The organism is Streptomyces sp. NPDC027663 (genome assembly GCF_055566415.1).
In genome coordinates, this window is record NZ_JBVHSK010000007.1 from 49,347 (window position 1) to 68,667 (window position 19,321).

General features: G+C 71.9%; 16 protein-coding genes. 7 read left to right on the forward strand and 9 right to left on the reverse strand.

Going from position 1 to position 19,321, the window contains the following annotated elements; all coding sequences use genetic code 11:
* Positions 1 to 466 precede the first annotated feature (466 nt).
* The 5 genes from ACZ4SF_RS20195 to ACZ4SF_RS20215 all read left to right on the forward strand — a co-directional run bounded on the left by ACZ4SF_RS20195 (position 467) and on the right by ACZ4SF_RS20215 (position 5,127).
* Positions 467 to 988 (forward strand): hypothetical protein, encoded by a 522-nt coding sequence (locus ACZ4SF_RS20195; protein WP_468386109.1) that lies wholly within the window; start codon positions 467 to 469, stop codon positions 986 to 988.
* The gene (locus ACZ4SF_RS20200; protein ID WP_468386113.1) at positions 985 to 1,497 is read left to right on the forward strand and encodes a ferritin-like domain-containing protein; all 513 of its coding nucleotides are present in this window, start codon (positions 985 to 987) and stop codon (positions 1,495 to 1,497) included. Before ACZ4SF_RS20195 ends, ACZ4SF_RS20200 begins: the two co-directional genes overlap by 4 nt.
* 198 nt (positions 1,498 to 1,695) lie before the next feature.
* Positions 1,696 to 2,595, forward strand: coding sequence for an aminoglycoside phosphotransferase family protein (locus ACZ4SF_RS20205; RefSeq protein ID WP_468386115.1), 900 nt, complete (start codon positions 1,696 to 1,698; stop codon positions 2,593 to 2,595).
* A 424-nt stretch (positions 2,596 to 3,019) separates the two neighbouring features.
* Positions 3,020 to 4,213, forward strand: coding sequence for an NAD(P)/FAD-dependent oxidoreductase (locus ACZ4SF_RS20210; protein WP_468386118.1), 1,194 nt, complete (start codon positions 3,020 to 3,022; stop codon positions 4,211 to 4,213).
* On the forward strand, positions 4,210 to 5,127 hold the full coding sequence (locus tag ACZ4SF_RS20215; RefSeq protein WP_468386121.1) for an RNA polymerase sigma-70 factor: 918 nt from the start codon (positions 4,210 to 4,212) through the stop codon (positions 5,125 to 5,127). Before ACZ4SF_RS20210 ends, ACZ4SF_RS20215 begins: the two co-directional genes overlap by 4 nt.
* Before the next feature lie 89 nt (positions 5,128 to 5,216).
* On the opposite strand, the gene ACZ4SF_RS20220 is transcribed toward ACZ4SF_RS20215, so the two are convergent.
* The 9 genes from ACZ4SF_RS20220 to ACZ4SF_RS20260 all read right to left on the reverse strand — a co-directional run bounded on the left by ACZ4SF_RS20220 (position 5,217) and on the right by ACZ4SF_RS20260 (position 16,575).
* On the reverse strand, positions 5,217 to 5,813 hold the full coding sequence (locus tag ACZ4SF_RS20220; RefSeq protein WP_468386124.1) for a hypothetical protein: 597 nt from the start codon (positions 5,811 to 5,813) through the stop codon (positions 5,217 to 5,219).
* 183 nt (positions 5,814 to 5,996) lie between these two features.
* Positions 5,997 to 6,503 (reverse strand): GNAT family N-acetyltransferase, encoded by a 507-nt coding sequence (locus ACZ4SF_RS20225; RefSeq protein WP_468386127.1) that lies wholly within the window; start codon positions 6,501 to 6,503, stop codon positions 5,997 to 5,999.
* A 313-nt stretch (positions 6,504 to 6,816) separates the two neighbouring features.
* Entirely contained in the window at positions 6,817 to 8,523 is a 1,707-nt protein-coding gene (locus ACZ4SF_RS20230; RefSeq protein ID WP_468386130.1) for a proline--tRNA ligase, read from the reverse strand.
* A 109-nt stretch (positions 8,524 to 8,632) separates the two neighbouring features.
* Positions 8,633 to 9,163, reverse strand: a complete 531-nt coding sequence (locus ACZ4SF_RS20235) for a GNAT family N-acetyltransferase (RefSeq protein ID WP_468386133.1) — start codon at positions 9,161 to 9,163, stop codon at positions 8,633 to 8,635.
* 20 nt (positions 9,164 to 9,183) lie between these two features.
* Complete coding sequence (locus tag ACZ4SF_RS20240; protein ID WP_468386136.1) at positions 9,184 to 10,032, reverse strand: GNAT family N-acetyltransferase; 849 nt, start codon at positions 10,030 to 10,032, stop codon at positions 9,184 to 9,186.
* 366 nt (positions 10,033 to 10,398) lie between these two features.
* Positions 10,399 to 11,556, reverse strand: coding sequence for a flavodoxin-dependent (E)-4-hydroxy-3-methylbut-2-enyl-diphosphate synthase (gene ispG, locus ACZ4SF_RS20245; protein WP_468386139.1), 1,158 nt, complete (start codon positions 11,554 to 11,556; stop codon positions 10,399 to 10,401).
* Between the two features lie 169 nt (positions 11,557 to 11,725).
* A complete protein-coding gene (locus ACZ4SF_RS20250; protein WP_468386797.1) occupies positions 11,726 to 13,018 on the reverse strand; it encodes a M50 family metallopeptidase in 1,293 nt (430 codons plus the stop codon).
* An 8-nt stretch (positions 13,019 to 13,026) separates the two neighbouring features.
* Positions 13,027 to 14,298, reverse strand: coding sequence for a 1-deoxy-D-xylulose-5-phosphate reductoisomerase (gene dxr / locus ACZ4SF_RS20255; protein WP_468386142.1), 1,272 nt, complete (start codon positions 14,296 to 14,298; stop codon positions 13,027 to 13,029).
* 327 nt (positions 14,299 to 14,625) lie between these two features.
* Positions 14,626 to 16,575, reverse strand: coding sequence for an acyl-CoA dehydrogenase family protein (locus ACZ4SF_RS20260; protein ID WP_468386145.1), 1,950 nt, complete (start codon positions 16,573 to 16,575; stop codon positions 14,626 to 14,628).
* Positions 16,576 to 16,939: 364 nt separating this feature from the next.
* Here ACZ4SF_RS20260 and ACZ4SF_RS20265 point away from each other — a divergent pair, with 364 nt between their 5' ends.
* Complete coding sequence (locus ACZ4SF_RS20265; RefSeq protein ID WP_468386148.1) at positions 16,940 to 17,551, forward strand: flavodoxin family protein; 612 nt, start codon at positions 16,940 to 16,942, stop codon at positions 17,549 to 17,551.
* Positions 17,552 to 17,597: 46 nt separating this feature from the next.
* Complete coding sequence (locus ACZ4SF_RS20270; RefSeq protein ID WP_468386150.1) at positions 17,598 to 19,052, forward strand: amidase; 1,455 nt, start codon at positions 17,598 to 17,600, stop codon at positions 19,050 to 19,052.
* Positions 19,053 to 19,321 lie beyond the last annotated feature (269 nt).

The following is a 19,321-nucleotide window of genomic DNA, read 5'->3' on the forward strand; positions in this document are numbered from 1 at the left end:
CGCCCCCGACACCCTCGCGTCCAGGGTGTGGTGTCCGGGCGGATGCGCGCGCGTGTACGAGGCGGAACCGCGCCCCCGACACCCTCGCGTCCAGGGTGTGGTGTCCGGGCGGATGCGCGCGCGTGTACGAGGCGGAACCGCGCCCCCGACACCCTCGCGTCCAGGTGTGGTGTCCGGGCGGATGCGCGCGCGTGTACGAGGCGGAACCGCGCCCCGGGGCCTTCGCGTCCGGGTGTGGTGTCCGGGCCGGTCCGCGCGCATCGTGCGAGACGGGAGCCGCGCCCCTCGGGCCGGTTCCGGGCCTGCCCCGGGTCCGCCTCGGGCCCGCCTGGGGCCCGCCTGGGGCCCGCCTGGGGCCCGCCCACCGAGCCGGTGACATGAGTCCGGCTGATGCGCGGGTACCGTGATCAGCGGCGGGCCGGCGTTCCCGCCCGTGTGTTCGTACGAGCCCCCGAGGACGTCAGCCGTGCCGTACCCCCCGCCCTCGCGCACCCCCTCGGGGCCGCGCAGAAGATCACTGCTCGCCTCGGCCGCCGGTGCCGCGCTGCTGGTGGGCTGCTCGGCCGAGCCGGACTCCGGCCACGACGGCCCGTCGGCCGCCGACCGGGCACGCGCGCGTGCGGCCCGGGACAGCCGGGAACTGCTGGAGCGCTACGACGCCGTGCTCGCCGCCCATCCCGGGCTGGCGCAACGGCTGCGCCCGCTGCGGGACCAGGTGGCGCGGCACGCGGGCGCGTTCGGGGACGGCACGCCGTCCACGCCGTCCTCGCCGTCCACGCCCACGCCCGCGCGGTCGTCGGCGTCACCGACGCCGGTCCCGGCCACCGAGAAGGACGCCGTGGCCGCACTGGCAGCCGCCGAGCGCGCCCTCGCCGACCGGCGCGCCAGGGATCTGCTGGAGGCGCCGGGCGAGCTGGCCCGGCTGCTGGCGTCGGTCGCGGCGGCCGGGGCGACGCACGCATACCTGCTGACGGAGGGGACCAGGTGAGCGAGGGGACCGAGCAGGCCGCGAAGGCCGAGCTGAGCGCGCTGCAGGCGGCGCTGACGGCCGAGCACGCAGCGGTGTACGGGTACGGCGTCGTCGGCGGGCGGATCGGCGAGCGGCGGCTGGCGGAGGCACGGGCGGCGTACGACGCCCACCGGGCACGGCGGGACGCGCTGGTGCGGACGGTGCGCGATCTGGGCGGCACACCGGTCGCCGCGAGCGCCGCGTACGCGCTGCCGTTCCCGGTGCAGGACGGGACGTCGGCCGTGCGGCTCGCGGCGCGGCTGGAGGAGCGCGTGGCCGGGGTGTACTCGGACCTGGTGCGGACGGCGAGTGGCGCGCGGCGGGCCGATGCCGCCGGGGCGCTGCGGGAGGCCGCGGTGCGGGCGGTGCGGTGGAGCGGGGAGAGCGTAGCCTTCCCTGGGCTCGCCGAGCGGTCCGGCGAACATGCGGGGGCCGCCGGTACGACATCGTCGGCGTCGGCATCGGCATCGGCGTCGGCGTCCCGGTAGCCGTCGGCGTCGGCGTCCCGGTAGCCGCCGGTGTCGGCGTCCCGGTAGCCGCCGGTGTCGGCGTCCCGGTGGCCGCCGGAGTCCGGCCGAAGGACGGCACCGCACGACAGCACGACCGACAGCACGACCGTCAGCACGACGGACAGCACGACGGACAGCACCCGGACGGGGACCGGACAGGAAGGGAACGACTCGCGCATGGCTTTCGAACCGCCGCAGCGCCTGGTGCGGGCGCTCGGTGAGACGGCACCTGCCGGCGACGACTGGCTGGCGCGGCTGTCCGAGACGGCCGAGCGGGCCGTCGTCCGGCGCGAGTTGACCGTCGAGCGGGTCCAGGTGCCGGGCGGGCGCAGCAGTTTGGTGGTGCTGGTGCGGCGGGCGGACGGCAGCCCGGCCGTGCTGAAGCTGGCCCCGCCGCGGGCGCGCCCGGAGAGCGAGCGGGTGGCGCTGGCGCACTGGGGCGGGCTCGGCGCCGTACAGCTGCTGGAGGCCGGGCCGGAGGAGGGGGTGCTGTTGCTGGAGCGGCTGCACCCTGATGTGTCGGTGCGGTCGCTGCCGGAGGCGAAGGCGCTGCTGGAGGCGGCCGGGACGCTGCGCCGGCTGTGGGTCGAGCCGCCGGCCGGCCATGTCTTCGAGACCGTCGCGGAGCGCACCGGCCGGCAGGCGACGGCGATGCGGGCGGGCGCGGAGGCCTACCCGGACGCGGCGCCGCTGGTGGACGCGGCGCTCGCGGCACGCGACGAGCTGCTGGCCGCGCCGCCCGAACAGTTGTTGCTGCACGGCACGTTCCGGCAGAGCAAGGTGCTCGCCGGAGAGCGGATGCCGTGGCTCGCGGTGGGCCCGGACCCGGTGGTCGGGGAGTCCGCCTTCGACCTGGCGCGGCTGGTGCGGGACCGGGTGGAGGATCTGATCGCGACGCCGTCCGGGCCGTCCACCACGCGACGCAGGATCAAGCGGCTCGCGGAGTCGCTGGAGGTGGACCAGGAGCGGCTGCGCGGCTGGACGCTGTTCCGGGCGGTGGAGTCCGGGATCCGCGCGCGACGGGTCGGCCGCGAGAAGGACGCGGAACTGCTGCTGGAGTTCGCGGGCTGGCTCTGAGTGGTCGGCTCCATGAGCCTTCGGGGCTTGCTTCCGGAACCGGCTGGGGGCGCCGTCGCTCAGGTGTATGAGAAGCGCCGATTCGGGCGCGGTTCGTTTCGAGTAAAGCTCGCAATCAAGTGGTGAGCGCGTAGTTCCGCTGTTCGGGTGGTGGAGCGGCGGTCGTGCTCGCGGGCGGTGCGGGCGCGCCGGGTCCTGCCGCCGGCCTGCGGCTCCTGTTGTTCCGTCAGCTCCCGTGCGGGGTCAGCCGATCATGATTGACTGCTGCGCGTCGCGGCGCCCGGGGGCTGGTGCCGCACCCGCTCACCCTTTCCCCATGACGTGATGCGGGTCACACCGGCCCCATGTCACGAACGGAAAGGCAGCTTGCGTCTGGTGGTCGTCCGCACGGCGGGAACGACCAACGCGAAGGCGACACAGAGTGATGAACACGACAGCAGCGCAGCAGCACGAGGTTCTGGTCCTGGGCGCCGGCTACGCCGGGCTCTCCGCAGCGATCCAGCTCGCGGCCCGCACCAGGAAGCGTGGGAACCTGCGAGTGACGCTGGTCAACCCCTACGACAACTTCACCGAGCGGCTCCGACTGCACATGACCGCCACCGGCCAGGAGACGGCCGGGATGAACATCCCGCAGCTACTGGACGGTACCGGCGCGGCCTTCGTCCGCGGCTGGGTCACCGCCGTGGACGCCGAGGCGAAGACCGTCCGGATCGACGACGACCGGGTCCTGCGCTACGACACCCTGGTCTACGGCCTGGGCAGCATCGCGGACACCGTCGCCGTCCCCGGCGTGGACGACCACGCCTACACCCTCAACAGCCCGGAGGACGCCGCCCTCCTCGCCGACCGGCTGGCCCGGCTCGACGGCGGGACCGTCGTGGTCGGCGGCAGCGGCCTCACCGGTGTCGAGGCCGCCGCGGAGATCGCCGAGCGGCACCCGGAACTCCAGGTGGTGCTGCTGGGCCGGCAGGAACCGGGAGCGAGCATGCACCCCAAGGCCAAGGCCTACCTGGACGCGGCGCTCGCCCGGCTCGGCGTACGGGTGCGCAGCGGCGTCGAGGTGGCCAAGGTGCTGCCGGACAGCGTCGAACTCGCGGACGGCTCCGGCATCCCGGCGGCCGCGGTGTTGTGGACCAGCGGCACCCGAGTCTCGCCGCTGGCCGGCGCCGCGGGCCTGGCCGTCGACGAGCGCGGCCGCGTGGTCACCGACAGTGCGCTGCGCTCGGTCTCGCACCCGGATGTCTACGCCGTGGGCGACGCGGCGGCGATTCGTCAGGGCTACGGCGTGATGCACGGGACCTGCCAGGGCGGCATGCCCACCGGCGTGCATGCGGCCCTCTCGATCCTGCGGGTGCTGGCCGGCAAGGAGCCCAAGCCCTTCCGCTTCGGCTACTACCACACCCCCGTCAGCCTGGGCCGGAACGACGCCGTCGTGCAGTTCACCCACCCCGACGACAGCCCGCGGCGGATCGTGCTGACCGGCAAGCGGGCCGCGAAGTACAAGGAGACGGTCACCGCCGCGCCGTGGGCGACCTTCGCCCGCATGAAGAAGATGCCCGCCTCGGGCGCGTTCTGGCCGCACGGCGGCCGCTACACCCGGATCAGGAGCGCCAAATGACCCAGCCGCAGCAGGCCGGCCCCGACCAGCTCGCCTTCCAGCAGTACCGCACCCTGCTCTTCTCGGTCGCCTACCGCCTCCTCGGCACCGCCGCCGACGCCGAGGACGTGGTCCAGGACGCCTGGCTCAAGTGGTCGGCGGCCGACCGCTCCCGGGTCGCCGACCCCAGGTCCTACCTGACCCGGATCGTCTCCAACCTGGCGATGGAGCGGCTTCGGTCGACCCGCCACCAGCGCGAGACCTACGTCGGACCGTGGCTGCCCGAGCCGATCCTCACCGATCCGGACACCGCCGACGGCGTCGCGACGGCGGACTCGGTCTCCATGGCCCTGCTCGTCGTCCTGGAGACGCTGAGCCCCCTGGAACGCGCGGTCTTCGTACTGAAGGAGGTCTTCGCCTTCAGCTACGCGGAGATCGCGGAGGCGGTGGAACGCTCCGAGGCGGCGGTCCGCCAGGCCGCACACCGCGCCCGCGAGCACGTCCAGGCCCGTCGGCCCCGTTTCACCGCGGACCGCGCCCGCCGGCGCGACGTCACCGAACGCTTCTTCGCGGCGACGTCGGGCGGCGACATCAACGCCCTCATGGAGCTGCTCTCCCCGGACGTGACCCTGTGGACCGACGGCGGCGGCAAGGTCCGCCAGGCCCTCAAGCCGGTCGTCGGCCTGGAGACCGTGGCCCGTTGGTTCGCCGCGCTCGGCACCACGACCTACCAGGGCATCGAACCGGGGCAGATGCAGGCAGAGCTGACCTGGATCAACGGCGGCCCGGGCGTGGTCTTCCGCGGCCCGGACCGCGTCATCGCCACGATGACCTTCGACTTCGACGCGGACGGCCGCATCTCGACCATCCACAATGTGGCCAACCCGGACAAGCTCCACGCCATCGCCGACGGCACTCGACACGAACTCTCCTGAGCTGCCCGCGCGTCGTCGACGCCCTCCGCAATCCCCGTGAGCACCCGGGCCGGCTGCCCCAGCACTGCCCGGGCCTGAGACGTCGTTTCTCATGGTTCAGGTGAGGACTGGGTGGCCTGAGGGAAGCCCAGCTTGTCGAGCAGAGTGCTGAAGAGGTCTTCGACGAAGGTTTTGTGTGAACGAAGCAGCTCTTCAGTTCTGACTGCCTGCGGCGTGATGGGGATGCCGGCGGCTGCGGCCCAGGCAACGGCCCCCTCGGCGTCGGTGGGTATCTCGGCGTCGAGCTCCGCGCGCTTATGCCTGACGGCTTCGTGGAACTCCGGCGTGTCCAGCCACAGGAGTTGATCTTCGAGGTCTTCGGGTTCCTCGGCCAGATGCCTGGCGGCTGTGTCCAGGTTGAGCCATGCCTGCCAGCGCTGGCCGGTGGTGTCCAGCCCGGTCACGAGAGCGAGGGAGCTGTCGGAGACGTCGGCGACGCAGGCCGGTGCCCTGCTCCACTCAACCAGGTCGGGCAGGTCGGCGTCGTCCCATGTCCCGGAATCAATCTGGAGCGTCTGCCAGCCGCCCGACCGTGACTCCCATGTGTGCACGGTTGCCTTGAGTTCGTCGTCGAGGCTGTCGAACACGGGAGCTTCCAGCAGAGGGCGGTTGCTGCGAGCAAAGACCAGGTGACCCGAAAATCCCACGACAGCTCCTCCTTCGGGAAGTTGAGCGCACCTTATGGGCTGCCGCTGACAACGGGGGCATGGTCAGCATCTGCGCGGTCGGCCAGGCTCATCTGCCAAGACGGCGATACCAAACGATCACGCCACAAGAAACGACGTCCAAGTGGAAGCAGATGCGGCAGACCGTGGCCGTCGTGACTGTCCCTACTGCTTCCCCGGTCCGTCGTCCGTGGGCAGCAGGCGCCGGTAACGGACGCCGGGCCGGCCGCCGACGGGGACGTGCGCCACCACGCTGAATCGATTCCTCTCCAGCACGGTGCGGGACGCCGTGTGGTCGAGGACGGTGAGCGCGGTGAGGGCGGTCAGCCCGTAGGCCGTACGGGCGAGGCCGCACATCTCGGCGACCATCGCCGTGGCGAGTCCACGGCCCGCTGCACGCTCGCCGATCCGGTAGCCGAGTTCGGCGCTGCCGTCCTCGACGTCGACCAGGTTGACGCGGCCGACGAGTTCGCCCCGGTCGTCCAGGACCACATGGAAGTGGCAGACACCGGCCGCCTGTTCGGCGAGCAGGTCCCGAAGGCGGTCGGCGAACTCGGCGAAGTACGCCTCTGAGCGGTCGGGCACCATCCGGGCGAAGTACTCCCGGTTCTCGCGTTCGAAGGCCAGCAGGGCGGCCGCGTGGTCGGCCCGGAGTCGCTCCAGTGTCGGCATGGCCGCCAGGGTACGGGCCGGTCACCGCCCGGCCGAATGGATTTCCGGGGCCGGAGGCGGACGGCGGCCGGAACCACTGAGCGACCGGAAGCGACCGGCAGGCCGAGGCGCACCGCGGGCCGGACGCGGCACGACACGGCACGGCAGGCCACGGCGCACGGCACAGGTCCGGGCGTGTACGGCAGAGGTCCGGGCGTGTACGGCAGGGGCCCAGGCGCGTACAGCAGGGGCCCGGGCGCTGCAGACCTCCGAGTGCGTACGGCAGAGGTCCGGAGGCGGTGGTCGCCTCCGGACCATCCCCGCGGGTTCCTGCCTACTGCGCGGTCAGGCGGGCGACCGCGTCCTCGACCGTCAGCTCCTCGCGCTCACCGGTCTTGCGGTCCTTCAGCTCCAGCACGCCCTCGCCTGCGCGCCGCCCGGCGACGAGGATCTGCGGGACACCGATCAGCTCGGCGTCGGTGAACTTCACGCCCGGGGAGACCCCGGCCCGGTCGTCCACGAGGACGCGCACGCCGGCGGCGGCGAGCTTCTCCGCGACGTCGAGGGCCACCTCGGTCTGCAGGGCCTTGCCCGCGGCGACGACGTGCACGTCGGCCGGGGCGACCTCCTTGGGCCACACCAGGCCGTGCTCGTCGGCGGTCTGCTCGGCGATCGCGGCGACGGCTCGGGAGACACCGACGCCGTAGGAGCCCATGGTGACGCGGACCGGCTTGCCGTTCTGGCCCAGCACGTCGAGCTTGAGGGCATCGGCGTACTTGCGGCCCAGCTGGAAGATGTGGCCGATCTCGATGGCGCGGTCCAGCTTGAGGCCGGTGCCGCACTTCGGGCAGGGGTCGTCGTCCTGCACCACGACGACGTCCACGTACTCGTCGACCTCGAAGTCACGGCCTGCGACGACGTTCTTGGCGTGGGTGTGCTCCTTGTTGGCACCGGTGATCCAGTCGGTGCCGGGGGCCACGCGCGGGTCGGCGATGTACTTAACCTTCTCGCCCAGGCCCTGCGGGCCGACATAGCCGCGGACCAGGTCGGGCCGGCCGGCGAAGTCGGCCTCGGTGACCATCTCCACAACGGCCGGGGCGAAGTGCGCCTCGACCTTGTCCATGTCGACCTCGCGGTCACCGGGCACGCCGACGGCGATGATCTCGCCGTCCACCTTGACCAGCAGGTTCTTCAGCGTGGCGGAGGCCGGGACGCCGAGCGAGGCGGCCAGGGTCTCGATCGTCGGGGTGTCCGGCGTGGGGACCTCCTCGAGCGCGGGTACGGCGGAGCCGTCGACCGGCTTCAGCTCGTAGGAGACCGCCTCCGTGTTGGCGGCGAAGTCGCAGTTCGGACAGTCCGCGAAGACGTCCTCGCCCGCCTCGGCCGGGGCGAGGAACTCCTCCGACTTGGAGCCGCCCATCGCGCCCGCGGTGGCCGCGCAGATGCGGTAGTCGAGGCCGAGCCGGCTGAAGATGTTCTGGTACGCCTGGCGGTGCAGCGCGTAGGACCGGGCGAGGCCCTCGTCGTCCAGGTCGAAGGAGTACGAGTCCTTCATCAGGAACTCACGGCCGCGCAGGATGCCGGCGCGGGGGCGGGCCTCGTCACGGAACTTGGTCTGGATCTGGTACAGGACCACCGGCAGGTCCTTGTAGGACGTGCACTGGTCCTTGACCAGGAGGGTGAAGATCTCCTCGTGGGTGGGGCCGAGGAGGTAGTCGCCGCCCTTGCGGTCCTTGAGCCGGAACAGCTCCTGGCCGTACTCGTCCCAGCGGCCGGTGGCCTCGTAGGGCTCGCGCGGCAGCAGGGCGGGCAGCGAGACCTCCTGGGCGCCGATGGCGTCCATCTCCTCGCGGACGATCCGCTCGACGTTGGCGAGGACCTTCTTGCCGAGGGGCAGCCAGCTCCAGATGCCGGCGGCCGTGCGGCGGACGTAGCCGGCGCGGACGAGGAGCTTGTGGCTGAGGACCTCGGCGTCCGCCGGGTCGTCGCGCAGCGTCTTCGCCATCAACTGGGACATGCGCTGGACCGGTGCGTTCACCATGGTTCTCGTACTCCTGCCGGATGGGGGTCCCCGTGCTCGAGTGCAGCCCAGCGCGGGGAAGGTGATGGCACAGGAGGTTAGCCCGGCCGCCGGTGCCGGTGGAAATCGGTTATCGCCTGCGCAGCGGCAGGGGGGCGCCCATCACGGCGTACGGCCTGGGTGCGCTCGGGAAGTGGACCTGGCGGGCGAGGTCGACGTAGCCGAGGGAGTGGTAGAGGCCGCGGGCGGGGCTGTCGGTGTCGATCGCGGAGAGGATCGAGCGGGGTTCGTCGGCGGTGTCGGTGATGGTGGTGATCAGGCGCCGGCCGATGCCGCGGTTCTGGTGGTCGGGGTGGACGTGCAGCTCGGTGATGACGAAGGCGTCGTTCAGCCAGGTCTCGTTGCGGTTGGCCCGGAGGTAGGGCTCCACGACGGTGGACCACCAGTGGGTGCGGCTGTTGGGCATGCCGTACACGAACCCCACGAGGCGTCCGCCGACGGTGGCGCCGTAGGCCCGTGCGCCCTGGTACTGCATGTGGCGCAGCACGATCTGGCGGCGTACGGCCACCTCGTCCGGGCCGAGCCCGAAGGCGACGGCCTGGACGGCCAAGGCCTCGTCGACGTGGGCGGGGAGGTCCAGGGTGCCGATCACGACGTCCATGCGGGGAGGGTACAGGGGGTTCAGAACAGCACACTCATGAAGGCGCCGACCTCCTGGAAGCCCACGCGGTGGTACGTCCTGCGGGCCGCGGTGTTGTAGTCGTTCACGTAGAGGCTCACGACGGGGGCCACGTCGGCCAGGGCGTAGCGCAGGACCGCCGCCATGCCGGGGGCCGCCAGTCCCCTCCCCCGGTACTCCGGTGCCACCCACACGCCCTGGATCTGGCAGGCCCGGGAGGTCGCCGCGCCGATCTCCGCCTTGAACACGACCCGACCTTCGTCGTCGATGCGGGCGAAGGAGCGGCCGGATCCGACGAGTTCCGCGACCCGGGCCTGGTAGAGGAGGCCGCCGTCGCCGGCCATCGGGGAGACGCCGACCTCCTCGGTGAACATCGCGACGCACGCCGGCATGATCGTTTCCATCTCGTCCTTGCGGACGCGGCGGACGTACGGGTCCGGGACGATGTCGGCGGGCATGCGGTCGGTGACCATCAGCGGCTGCTGGGCGCGGACCTCGCGGGCCGGGCCCCAGTGCGGCTCCAGCAGCCGCCACAGTGCTGCGGTGGACTCGACGGGGCCGACGATGGAGGAGCAGCGGCGGCCGGCCCGCCGGGCCCGGTCGGCGAAGGCGCGGACGGCGCGCGGGGTGGCGCAGATGGGGACGAGGTTGGCGCCCGCGTAGCACAGGGACGTGAGCATGCCGTCCTCGTACCAGCCCCACATCTCGCCGCCGAGCCGCCAGGGGTCGAGGCCGGCCACCTGGACGCGGGAGGTCACGAAAGCGTTCGCGACCGGCTCGCGGTCGAGGACGGCGAGCGCTGCGTCCAGGTCACTCGGTTCGAGCACCCGCGAGGTGGTCTGGGTCAACACGTACGGGGCCTCACGCTGGGGTTCTGCCTGATCCCCGCACTATAGCTGCGCCGCTTTGGCCGTGCGCCTTCTGGCTCGGGGGGCCGGCGTGCGACGGCGGGTGCCGGTGCGTGGCTGCGCCACCCGGCTCGGAGGCCGGCGTGCGACGGCGGGTGCCGGTGCGTGGCTGCGCCACCCGGCTCGGAGGCCGATGTGCGACGGCGGGTGCCGGTGCGTGGCTGCGCCACCCGGCTCGGAGGCCGGCGTGCGACGGCGGGTGCCGGTGCGTGGCTGCGCCACCAGCTCGGAGGCCGATGTGCGACGGCGGGTGCCGGTGCGTCGTGGCTTGTCGCGCAGTTCCCCGCGCCCCTTCGGGGGCGGGGAGGGTCAGCCTGCCACCGACACCGACGGCTCGCCGGACGTCACGCCGTCCTTCTCCATCTGCTCGGCCAGCTTCATGGCCTCCTCGATGAGGGTCTCGACGATCTTGGACTCGGGGACGGTCTTGATGACCTCGCCCTTGACGAAGATCTGGCCCTTGCCGTTGCCGGAGGCGACGCCGAGGTCGGCCTCGCGGGCCTCGCCGGGGCCGTTGACGACGCAGCCCATGACCGCGACGCGCAGCGGGACCTCCATGCCGGTCAGGCCGGCGGTGACCTCTTCGGCGAGCTTGTAGACGTCGACCTGGGCACGGCCGCAGGACGGGCAGGAGACGATCTCCAGACCGCGCTGGCGCAGGTTCAGGGACTCGAGGATCTGGATGCCGACCTTGACCTCCTCCACCGGCGGGGCCGACAGGGAGACGCGGATGGTGTCGCCGATGCCCTGGGAGAGCAGGGCGCCGAAGGCGACCGCCGACTTGATCGTGCCCTGGAACGCCGGGCCGGCCTCCGTCACGCCGAGGTGGAGGGGGTAGTCGCAGCTCTCGGCGAGCTGGCGGTAGGCCTCGATCATGACGACAGGGTCATTGTGCTTGACGGAGATCTTGATGTCCCGGAAGTCGTGCTCCTCGAAGAGGGACGCCTCCCAGAGCGCCGACTCGACCAGGGCCTCGGGGGTCGCCTTGCCGTACTTCTGCAGCAGGCGGCGATCGAGGGAGCCGGCGTTGACGCCGATGCGGATCGGGGTGCCGTGCTCCTTGGCGGCCCTGGCGATCTCCTTGACCTTGTCGTCGAACTGCTTGATGTTGCCGGGGTTGACGCGGACCGCGGCGCAGCCGGCCTCGATGGCGGCGAAGACGTACTTGGGCTGGAAGTGGATGTCCGCGATGACCGGGATCTGGGACTTCTGCGCGATGGTGGCGAGGGCGTCGGCGTCGTCCTGGGTGGGGCAGGCCACGCGGACGATCTGGCAGCCGGAGGCGGTCAGCTCGGCGATCTGCTGCAGGGTCGCGCCGATGTCGGACGTACGGGTCGTGGTCATCGACTGGACCGAGACGGGCGCGTCTCCGCCGACCGCCACGCTTCCGACCTGGATCTGCCGGCTCTTCCGGCGCTCGGCGAGCTTGGTCGGAACGGACGGCATGCCGAGAGAAATCGCAGTCATCTGCTGTGCAACCCCAAGTCGTGGATCAAGGTCCGGTCCCGTGAACGGCGGGCTCCAGGCTTCGAGATTACGGCACCGGCCCGGGCGCCAGCACATCCCACCCGGCAAACCCACTCGATGGAAGGCGGCCCGGAATACGGGATCCCGGGCCGCCTGGAACGTCGGACGACTACGAGATCTTGACCGGGTTGACCACGTCGGCGATCAGCACCAGGACGGTGAAGCAGACGAAGATCCCGGCCACCACGTAGGCCACCGGCATCAGCTTGGCGACGTCGAACGGGCCGGGGTCGGGCCGGCGCAGCACCCGGGCCACGTTGCGCCGCAGCGACTCCCACAGGGCGCCCGCGATGTGCCCGCCGTCGAGCGGGAGCAACGGGAGCATGTTGAAGAGGAACAGGGAGAGGTTGAACCCGGCGACCACGAACACGGCCATGGCCAGCTGCTGCGAGGCAGGGATGTCCAGTGTGGCGATCTCGCCGGTGACCCGGGCCGCGCCGACGATGCCCATCGGGGAGTCCGGCTCGCGCGGGCCGTCACCGAAGGCCGCGTCCCACAGGGCGGGGATCTTGCCGGGCAGGGCGACGAGGGAGTCCACGGCGTCGCCGACCCGGTCGGTCATCCAGGTCACGGACTGGCCGAAGTCCTGCTTGACGACACCGCGGGCCGGAGTGAAGCCGAGGAAGCCGGCGTCGACGTACTCGCCCCGGACGTAGGCGCCGCTGGAGTCCTTCTTGTTGACCTTGTTGGTGGCGATCTTCGCGTGCAGGGTCACCTCGTGGCCCTTGCGGTCGACGACGATCGCCACGTCCTTGCCGGCGCTGTTGCGGATCAGATCCGAGAGCGTGTTCCAGTCCTCGGTCGGCACGCCGCCGAAGGTGACGATCTTGTCGCCCGCCTTCACGCCGGCGTCCGCGGCCGGGGAGGCCGGGTCGGACTTCTTGCAGCTGTCGCGGTGCTCGCTCTGCGAGATCACGCAGGGCGAGACGGATTCGACGCTGGTGGTCTCCTGCTGTATGCCGAAGCCCATCAGCACGGTGAGGAACAGGCCGACCGCGAGGATCAGGTTCATGAACGGGCCCGCGAACATGACGATGATCCGCTTCCACGGCTTGCGCGTGTAGAACATGCGCGTCTCGTCGCCCGGCTGGAGTTCCTCGAAGGCCGCCGAGCGGGCGTCCTCGATCATGCCCCGCCACGGGGAGGTGGAGCGGGCCGAGACCCGGCCCTGGCCGTCGGGCGGGAACATGCCGATCATGCGGATGTAGCCGCCGAGCGGGATGGCCTTGATGCCGTACTCGGTCTCGCCCTTCTTCCGCGACCATATGGTCGGCCCGAAGCCGACCATGTACTGCGGGACACGGATGCCGAAGAGCTTGGCCGTGGACAGGTGCCCCAGCTCGTGCCACGCGATCGAGACGAGCAGGCCGACCGCGAAGACCACTATGCCGAGGATGAACATCAAGGTCGTCATGCACGCGCCTCCGCGGTCGCCGTCGTGGCTGTGAGTTCGCGGGCCCGGGCCCGCGCCCAGGTCTCCGCTTCGAGGACGTCCGACACCGTGAGTGAAGTTCCCGTGCCTGGGGTGCCGTGCTCCTCGACCACCCGGGTGACGGTCTCCATGATCCCGTTGAAGGGCAGCGCGCCGCTGCGGAAGGCCTCGACGCACTCCTCATTGGCCGCATTGAACACCGCCGGGGCCGTGCCCGCGAGCTGCCCCACGTGCCGGGCGAGGTTCACCGAGGGGAAGGCCTCGTTGTCCAGCGGGAAGAACTCCCAGGTGGAGGCCCTGCTCCAGTCGAAGGCGGGTGCCGCGTCCGGGATGCGTTCCGGCCAGCCCAGACCGACGGCGATGGGCCCGCGCATGTCGGGGGGCGTCGCCTGGGCGATCGTGGATCCGTCGGTGAACTCGACCATCGAGTGGACATACGACTGCGGGTGCACGACGACCTCAATGCGGTCGAAGGGAATGTCGTAGAGGAGGTGCGCCTCGATGACTTCCAGGCCCTTGTTGACGAGGGTCGCCGAGTTGATCGTGATGACCGGGCCCATCGCCCAGGTGGGGTGCGCCAGGGCGTCCTCGACGGTGACGTGCGCCAGCTCGGCCCTGGTCCGGCCGCGGAAGGGGCCGCCGGAGGCGGTGACGACGAGCTTGCGGACGTCGGCGCGGGTGCCGGCGGCGAGCGCCTGGAAGAGGGCGGCGTGCTCGGAGTCCACCGGGATGATCTGGCCGGGCTCGGCGAGCGCCTTGACCAGCGGACCACCGACGATCAGCGACTCCTTGTTGGCGAGCGCGAGGGTGCGGCCCGCCTTCAGGGCGGCGAGGGTGGGGGCGAGGCCGATGGAGCCGGTGATGCCGTTCAGCACGGTGTGGCAGTCGGACGCGGCGACCTGGGTGGCCGCGTCCGGTCCGGCGAGGATCTCGGGCAGCGGCTCCCCGGCGCCGTACTCGGCGGCGAGCGCCTCGCGCAGGGCGGGTACGACGTCCTCGCGGGCGACCGCCACGGTCCGCACCCGCAGCCGGTGCGCCTGCTCGGCGAGCAGGGCGACGCGGCCGCCGTTCGCGGAGAGGGCGGTGACCCGGAAGCGGTCGGGGTGGCGCAGCACGAGGTCGATGGCCTGGGTGCCGATGGATCCGGTGGAACCGAGGATCACCACGTCCTTGGGTCCGTCCCCGGCGGCGGGGTCGTAGACGAGGTGCGGATCGGCGAGGGGCGCCGGATGGGCGGGACTGTCGGTCATCCCCCCATTGTCGCCGCACGCGGTGACCGCCCGGACAGGGCGTCCCCCCCATTGTCGCCGCACACGGTGACGGCCCGGACAGGGCGTCCCCCGGCGGCTGCGTCAACGGGCCGGGTCACCGGAAGGAGTGATCCGCGGACGGTGAGGTCGCCGGGAGGATCATGTGACGACCGCGGCCCGGGCGCCGCGTCGGACGAGCAGCAGGACTGCCGCGCCTGCGTCTGGAACAGCGACGAGGACACGGCCCGCCGGGCCGGGTCGAACGGCACCGAGGCCGATCCTGCTCATGGACGACGCGGGACCCGAGCGACGAGTACTGCCGGTCCGCTATTCCTCCTGTGTCCCGCCGAACGGTCGGCGGGCGTTCTCGTGAGCCGAGGGTCCGGGGGTCGCGTCGGCGATCCACGGGCCCTCGCCCGAGGGGTCGATGATGCCTTCCTCCAGCCAGGTGTAGGCGCCGCCGAGGACGCCCCTGACCACCTTGCGGTCCAGGTCGTCGGTGTTGGTCCACAGGCGCGTGAACAGTTCGTCCACCCGGATGCGGGCCTGGCGGCAGAAGGCGTCGGCGAGCTGGTAGGCCTCGCGGCCGTGCTCGCCGCGGGTGCGCAGCCGCTCGGCGCGGACACAGGCCGCGCTCATCGCGAACAGCTCGGCGCCGATGTCCACGATCCGTCCGAGGAAGCCCTGCTTGGTCTCCATCCGGCCCTGCCAGCGGGACATGGCGTAGAAGGTGGAGCGGGCCAGCTTGCGGGCGGTGCGCTCGACGTAGCGCAGATGGCCGGACAGGTCGACGCCGTGCTTGAACTCGCCGTACGAGGTGGGCAGCTGGCCGGGTCCGGCGACCAGCTTCGGCAGCCACTTGGCGTAGAAGACGCCCGCGTTGGCGCCGGCCTTCGCCTTGTCGGACAGTGACTTGTCCGGGTCGATGAGGTCACCGGCGACCGACAGATGGGCGTCCACGGCCTCCCGGGCGATCAGCAGGTGCATGATCTCCGTCGAGCCCTCGAAGATGCGGTTGATGCGCAGGTCGCGCAGGATCTGCTCGGCCGGGACCGGGCGTTCGCCCCGCGCCTTGAGGGACTCGGCCGTCTCGTAGCCGCGGCCGCCGCGGATCTGGACCAGTTCGTCGGCCATCAGCCAGGCCATCTCGGAGCCGTACAGCTTGGCGAGGGCGGCCTCGATGCGGATGTCGTTGCGGTCCTCGTCGGCCATCTGCGAGGACAGGTCGAGCACGGCCTCGAGTGCGAAGGTGGTGGCCGCGATGAAGCTGATCTTGGATCCGACGGCCTCGTGCAGCGCGACCGGCTTGCCCCACTGCTCGCGCTCGGCCGCCCACTCGCGGGCGATCTTCAGGCACCACTTGCCGGCGCCGGCGCACATCGCGGGCAGGGACAGCCGGCCGGTGTTGAGGGTGGTGAGGGCGATCTTCAGTCCCGCGCCCTCGGGGCCGATCCGGTTGGCGGCCGGAACCCGGACCTGGTGGAAACGGGTGACGCCGTTCTCGATGCCGCGCAGGCCCATGAAGGCGTTGCGGTGCTCGACGGTGACGCCGTCCGCGGTCGCCTCCACCACGAACGCGGTGATGCCGCCCTTGTGCCCCTCGGACTTCGGCACCCGCGCCATGACGACGAGCAGGTCGGCGACCACCCCGTTGGTGGTCCACAGCTTCACCCCGTCGAGTACGTAGTCGTCGCCGTCGGGTACGGCCGTGGTGGCGAGGCGTGCCGGGTCGGAGCCCACGTCCGGCTCGGTGAGCAGGAAGGCGGAGATGTCGGTGCGGGCGCAGCGGGGCAGGAAGGCGTCCTTCTGCTCCTGGGTGCCGAAGATCTTCAGCGGCTGCGGGACGCCGATCGACTGGTGGGCGGACAGGAGCGCGCCGACGGCGGGGCTGACCGAGCCGACCAGGGCCAGGGCCTTGTTGTAGTAGAGCTGGGTGAGGCCGAGGCCGCCGTACTTGGGGTCGATCTTCATGCCGAGGGCGCCGAGTTCCTTCAGGCCCGCCACGACCTCGTCGGGGATGCGGGCCTCGCGCTCGATGCGGGCGGAGTCGATCTCCGTCTCGCAGAAGGCGCGCAGCTTCGCCAGGAACTCCTCGCCACGCCGGACCGACTCGCCCTCGGGCAGTGGGTGGGGGTGGATGAGGTCGAGCCGGAAGCGCCCGAGGAACAGTTCCTTGGCGAAGCTGGGCTTGCGCCAGTCCTGCTCCCGGGCGGCCTCCGCCACCTGGCGGGCCTCCCGCTCGGTGACGGTGGTGCGTGGGGTGGTGGTGGCGGACATTCTGGCTCACCTCGCCGCGAAGAGGGACGACTGGGGACCGTTCGTTACCGACCAGTGCTACTGGATCGTTGGTACCCGAAACGGGCCGACCTCACCACCCCTCGCGGTCCGATCGGTCGAAGCGGTTCCGCCCGCGCGGGAGCGGGGGCGCGCGGGAGCGGGGGCGCTCCCACGCGGAAAAAGCGAAGAAACGACCACGTGCGGGCCACGTGCGGGCCACGTGCGGGCCACGACGCGCCGACCGTCCGAAGCTGCTTGCCTTCCGGCTCGGCGCCTGGGTAGAGTCTCCGCCGTCAAAGCTTTCCGAGATGCTTTATGAACAAGTAGTTCACTGCTCCGGGCACTGACGCACGAGGGGGATGTCATGCGGGTCAAGGTGGCTGTGGCGTACCACAGCGGCTACGGGCACACGGCTAAGCAGGCTGCCGCAGTCGCGGCCGGAGCGGAGAAGGTCCCGGACACGGACGTCACGCTCGTGTCACTCGCGGAACTGACCGACGAACTGTGGGAGACGCTCCAGGAGTCCGACGCGATCATCTTCGGGACGCCCACCTACATGGGTGGCAGCAGCGCCGTCTTCCGTGCCTTCATCGAGGCCACGAGCAAGGTCTGGGGGGACAACCTCCGCTGGAAGAACAAGATCGCCGGCGGCTTCACCAACAGCGGCAACATGTCCGGCGACAAGCTCAACACGCTGTTCGACATCGCCCTGTTCGCCGCCCAGCACGGCATGATCTGGGTCGGCCTCGCCGAGTACGGCGGCTGGAACACCTCGGCCGGCAGCCCGGAGGACGTCAACCGGCTCGGCAGCTGGCTCGGCGCCATGTCCCAGGCCAACAACGACGAGGGACCCGACGTCACGCCAGGCGCCAGTGACCTGCGCACCGCCGAGGCTCTGGGCCGTCGCGTCGCCGAGACCACGCACGTCTTCCTGGCCGGGCGCAACGCCGTGGATCTCGAAGGCGCGTCCGCCTGACCAGCGGACACGACCACGCAGTCGAAGCCTGTGGGGGGACATGGGGATGACTGACCGGCACGAACTGGCATGGCTCGACGCACACGACCAGGCAGACCTGGTCCGGACGGGGCAGATCGGCGCGGACGAACTCGCCGAGGCCGCGATCGAACGGATCGAGGCGGCGCACGCCACGGTCGGCGCGGTGCCCATCACCGACTACGAACGGGCCCGGAAGCAGGCCGGTGACCCGGAGTTCCGCTCAGCGCTCACCGGACCGGAGCCACCCGGGCCCCTGGCCGGCGTGCCCTTCCTGCTCAAGGACCTGGGGGCACCCTGCGCCGGACTGGAGGCCACCCAGGGGTCCCGTCTGCTGGCCGGCTTCGTACCCGGCCAGGACAGCACGCTGGTCGAGCGGTTCAAGGCCGGCGGGCTGCTCGTCCTCGGCAGGAGCAACTCGGCCGAGTTCGGTGTCCTGCCCACGACCGAACCCCGTGGCCACGGCCCCACGCGCAACCCGTGGGACCTCGGCAGGTCCGCCGGCGGGTCCAGCGGCGGCGCAGCGGCGGCCGTCGCGGCAGGCCTTGTGCCGGTCGCCCACGCCAATGACGCCGGGGGTTCCATCCGCATCCCGGCCGCATGCTGCGGAGTCTTCGGCCTCAAGCCCACCCGGGCCCGAACCCCGCTCGGCCCCCAGGTGGGCGACCTCATGAACGGGCTCGCCAGCGAGCACGTGGTCAGCCGTTCGGTGCGGGACAGCGCGGCGGTCCTGGATCTGATCGCCGGTCCCGCCCCGGGCGATCCCTACCCGGCACCACCGGCGCCCGGCCCGTTCCGCGACGCCGTCGCAAGGCCGCCGCGCCCGCTGCGCATCGCCTTCACCACGCGCGCTGGCACCGACACCCTGCACCCCGCGTGTACCGAGGCCGTCCTGGACGCCGCCCGGCTCTGCGCGGACCTCGGACACACCGTCACCGAGGACGCGCCGGCCCCGACGATGCCCGACGTCGCCGAGGCGTTCCTCGATGTCTGGGCGGCCGGGGTGTCCTCGGCCGTCACCGCCCAGAGCGCGGTGGCCGGACGCACCCCCGCACCCGAAGCGGTCGAGGAACTCACCTGGTGGCTCTACGAGCAGGGCCGCTCACTGTCGAGCGCGCACTACCTGCTCCGGATCGGCCATCTGCAGCGCGCCGCCAGAGCCCTCGCCGCCTTCCACGACTCCTACGACGTGCTGATCTCGGCCGTCACGGTGTCCCCGCCACCACCCCTCGGCTTCTGCGCGCCCGGTACCCCCGAGCAGCAGCTCGACCGGGCGCTGGCCTTCGCCCACGAGACCCCACTGGCCAATCTGACCGGACAGCCCGCGATGTCCGTGCCGCTGCACCACGACGCGGCGGGGCTGCCCGTCGGCGTGCAGTTCACCGGCCGGTACGGGGACGAGCACACGCTGCTCGCCCTCGCGGCCCAGCTGGAACAGGCCCGGCCCTGGGCCCTGCGGAGACCACCCCTCAGCCACCTCTGACGGGGTTCCCGCGTCGACGGCCCGTGCCCCGGGCCGCACACCGGGGCCTCGCACCCACCGCCCTCGAACCGGCGGCGGTGACGTGCGCCCGTGTCCACCCTGCCGGCACCGCCCTCGTGAGACCGGATCACACCCTCACGAGAGCGGAACGCCCGTTCACCGCCGCAACGCGCGTAGCGGCGAGGAGCGTCCCGTCCCGACCCGCCTCTGGCCCGTACACGCCCGCGCCGCCGGCCATCCGGCGTGCCGCAGCGCCGACAGCCGCGTGC

Coding starts and splice junctions, on each gene's coding strand:
- ACZ4SF_RS20265 (WP_468386148.1), top strand. CDS start 16,940: ATGCGGGTCAAGGTGGCTGTGGCGTACCACAGCGGCTACGGGCACACG.
- ACZ4SF_RS20215 (WP_468386121.1), top strand. CDS start 4,210: ATGACCCAGCCGCAGCAGGCCGGCCCCGACCAGCTCGCCTTCCAGCAG.
- ACZ4SF_RS20235 (WP_468386133.1), bottom strand. CDS start 9,163: ATGGACGTCGTGATCGGCACCCTGGACCTCCCCGCCCACGTCGACGAG.
- ACZ4SF_RS20230 (WP_468386130.1), bottom strand. CDS start 8,523: ATGGTGAACGCACCGGTCCAGCGCATGTCCCAGTTGATGGCGAAGACG.
- ACZ4SF_RS20270 (WP_468386150.1), top strand. CDS start 17,598: ATGACTGACCGGCACGAACTGGCATGGCTCGACGCACACGACCAGGCA.
- ACZ4SF_RS20225 (WP_468386127.1), bottom strand. CDS start 6,503: ATGCCGACACTGGAGCGACTCCGGGCCGACCACGCGGCCGCCCTGCTG.
- ACZ4SF_RS20260 (WP_468386145.1), bottom strand. CDS start 16,575: ATGTCCGCCACCACCACCCCACGCACCACCGTCACCGAGCGGGAGGCC.
- ACZ4SF_RS20205 (WP_468386115.1), top strand. CDS start 1,696: ATGGCTTTCGAACCGCCGCAGCGCCTGGTGCGGGCGCTCGGTGAGACG.
- ACZ4SF_RS20250 (WP_468386797.1), bottom strand. CDS start 13,018: ATGTTCATCCTCGGCATAGTGGTCTTCGCGGTCGGCCTGCTCGTCTCG.
- ispG (WP_468386139.1), bottom strand. CDS start 11,556: ATGACTGCGATTTCTCTCGGCATGCCGTCCGTTCCGACCAAGCTCGCC.
- dxr (WP_468386142.1), bottom strand. CDS start 14,298: ATGACCGACAGTCCCGCCCATCCGGCGCCCCTCGCCGATCCGCACCTC.
- ACZ4SF_RS20210 (WP_468386118.1), top strand. CDS start 3,020: ATGAACACGACAGCAGCGCAGCAGCACGAGGTTCTGGTCCTGGGCGCC.